Annotated in this window: 3 protein-coding genes; all 3 read right to left on the bottom strand. The window is 66.6% G+C overall.

Annotation, left to right across the window (positions count from 1 at the left end; translation table 11 throughout):
• Positions 1–209 precede the first annotated feature (209 nt).
• The gene (locus AX681_RS11530) at positions 210–1,913 is read right to left on the bottom strand and encodes a long-chain-fatty-acid--CoA ligase (RefSeq protein ID WP_066682274.1); all 1,704 of its coding nucleotides are present in this window, start codon (positions 1,911–1,913) and stop codon (positions 210–212) included.
• A gap of 36 nt (positions 1,914–1,949) precedes the next feature.
• Positions 1,950–2,159: a hypothetical protein gene (locus tag AX681_RS11535; RefSeq protein WP_066662292.1), complete on the bottom strand. Its 210-nt coding sequence runs from the start codon at positions 2,157–2,159 to the stop codon at positions 1,950–1,952.
• Between the two features lie 62 nt (positions 2,160–2,221).
• A partial coding sequence (locus AX681_RS11540) for a GGDEF domain-containing protein (protein WP_156456079.1) occupies positions 2,222–2,676 on the bottom strand: 455 nt, incomplete at its 5' end.

Raw genomic sequence — 2,676 nt, forward strand, 5'->3', positions numbered from 1 at the left:
TGGTGGGGCATGCCACCGGCCGTTTGCCTTGAGCTTGTCGAAGGGCGGTATCCTGCGCTCATTGAGGGCGGGAATGGTGCTTCGACAAGCTCAGCACAAACGAGTTGTGGGGCTAGCCTTGGATGGGGTGTGGGTGCTGCCTCAAAAAGAAGAAGACCCTCCCCAACCCCTCCCGCAAGCGGGAGGGGCTTTGGAAGAAGGGGGAGGGCTTAAGAGGCGGTCGCTTCCGCCGCGATCTCCAGCAGCAAATCCTTGCGGCTCAGCTTGCCGATCATCGTCTTGGGCAGTTTTTCGCGCACCACCACCGCGTCGACGCGCTCGTGCTTGCCGACTTGCGGGTTGAGCCAGGCGCGCAGTTCCTCGCCGGTCACTGGCTCTGCGTCCTCGTTCAGCGCGACATAGGCGCGGGGAACTTCGCCCATGCGAGGGTCGGGCATGCCGACGACCAGCGCCTCCTTGATCGCGGGGTGGTGGTAGAGGACTTCCTCGACATGTTTCGGGAAGACCTTGAACCCGCCGACCGAGATCATGTCCTTGAGGCGATCGACGATCTTGATGAAGCCGTCTTCGTCGATCTGGCCGACATCGCCGGTGCGCAGCCAGCGGGTGCCGGCGGCGTCGTGGCAGAAGGTTGAGCCATCGGTGTTGGGGCGGTTCCAGTATCCGGCCATGACCTGAGGCCCGGCGATGGTGATCTCACCCGGCTCGCCCGGCGGCGCGTCACGCGAGGGGTCTTCCTTGTCGACCAGGCGCACGCGGGTAGCGACGATCGGCTGGCCGATGGTGCCGGACTTGCCTTCGCCCCGATAGGGGTTGGCGGAGACGACGCCCGAGCTTTCGGACAGGCCATAGCCTTCGATCAGCGTCGCGCCGGTCTCGGCCTCGAACCGCTTCTTGAGCTCGGCGGGCAGGGGCGCGCCGCCGGAGATGCAATATTTGAGGCTCGACCAGTCGGTGGACTTGGCGTGCGGGTGGTCGATCAGCGCCTGGAACATCGTCGGCACGCCGGGCAGCGCGGTCGGCTTGGTGCGGTTGATCGCGGCCAGCGCCTGCGCCGCGTCGAAGCGCGGGAGCATGATGATCTCGCCACCGGTCAGCACGGTGCGGTTGAGCACGCAGGTGTTGGCGAAGACGTGGAAGAAGGGCAGCACGCCGAGCACGCGGTCGAGGCTGGAGCCGAGATCGGGGTCGAGCTTTGCCACCTGTCGCGCATTGGCGGACAGGTTCTGGTGGGTCAGCATCGCGCCCTTGGGCACGCCGGTGGTGCCGCCGGTATACTGGATCAGCGCGAGGTGCGTTTGCGGGTCGAGCTGCGGCGCGACACACGCACCGTCATTGGCGATCAACTGCGAAAAGGCGGTGACGCGCGGGTCGTCGGGCTTGGCCGCAACCTCCTTGCCCTTGAACAACCGGTAGAGGATCGACTTGGTGGCGGGCAGCGCGCCGGCGACCGATCCGACGATCAGGCGTTCGAGGCCGCTCTTGTCCAGCACCTTGAGTGCGGTCGGGAGCAGGGCGGTGGCGCTGAGCGTGAACAGCAGGCGCGTACCGCTGTCGGCGACCTGCGCGGCGAGTTCGTCGACGCTGTAGAGCGGCGAGAAGTTGACCACCGTCGCGCCGAGCTTGAGGATGCCGTAATAGGCCGCGACATAATGGGGGACGTTGGGCAGGAACAGGCCGATGCGGTCGCCCGGGCCATAGCCGAGCGCCTTGAGGCCACAGGCGACGCGGTTCGCGCCGTCGAGCGTCTCGGCAAAGCTGTAATGGCGACCGAGAAAGTCGAGCAGCGGGGCATTACCCTTGCGCCGCGCCGATTCCTCGAACGCATCGACCATCGAAAGCGGGGGCAGAGTCTGGTCCCACGGACCGGGGTGACGATAGTGATTCCGCCAGATGCTCTCAGGATCGCTCATTTACACGAGTGTAAGCAAGCGTGTCTGAAACGCAAGTCAACGCAGGGTGCGTTCGGTCCAGGTGTAGAGGACCGAAACCGCGAGGATGCCGGTGTCGACCGCGGCCTGGAATTTGCGCGGGGTCTTGTCGGTGATCTCGTGCGTCAGGACTTCGAACTCGGCGGTCGGGCGGACCGTTGCGGCGGTGGCGAGCAGCGCCACGGCACTGGCGGCCAGAACAATCCTGCGCTTGTGCAACTGGTTCATGACGCCCTCCCGATGCGCGCCGTTTAGGGCAGATTGCGGCTGAACGAAAGCTGAATTGGCGGTCAGGCGGCGATGGCGACCCGGGCGCGGTCGCGGCCTGCAGCCTTGGCGTCGAACAATGCCTGATCGGCGGCGCGATAGAGCGATTTCCAGTCGCGCTCGTCGGCGATCGGGCCCTGCGCGCTGCCGATGCTGGCGGTCACGCGCAGGTCGAACGGCATGCGCGTGGCGCGCAGCCGGGCGAGGATGCGATCGGGATCGACCGGGTCGGCCGGGGTGCTGAGCACCGCAAACTCCTCGCCCCCGATCCGGGCGATCAGCGCGCCCGCCGGGACCAGCCCGCGCAAGGTCCGCGCCACGGTGCGCAGAACTTCGTCGCCGCCGTCATGGCCGATCGTGTCGTTGACCTGCTTGAACCGGTCGAGGTCGAGGATCAGCAGCGTTTGCTGGCCGCTGCGCCCGATCGCCTGGCCCAAAAAGGCGCGGCGGTTGAGCAGGCCGGTGAGCGGGTCGAGAT

The sequence above is a fragment of the Sphingomonas sp. CCH9-E2 genome, assembly GCF_001557215.1.
Taxonomy (GTDB): domain Bacteria; phylum Pseudomonadota; class Alphaproteobacteria; order Sphingomonadales; family Sphingomonadaceae; genus Sphingomonas.

What these genes read in the sequence shown, in the direction of transcription:
- AX681_RS11535 (WP_066662292.1), bottom strand. Translation starts at nt 2,159, where the DNA reads ATGAACCAGTTGCACAAGCGCAGGATTGTTCTGGCCGCCAGTGCCGTG.
- AX681_RS11530 (WP_066682274.1), bottom strand. Translation starts at nt 1,913, where the DNA reads ATGAGCGATCCTGAGAGCATCTGGCGGAATCACTATCGTCACCCCGGT.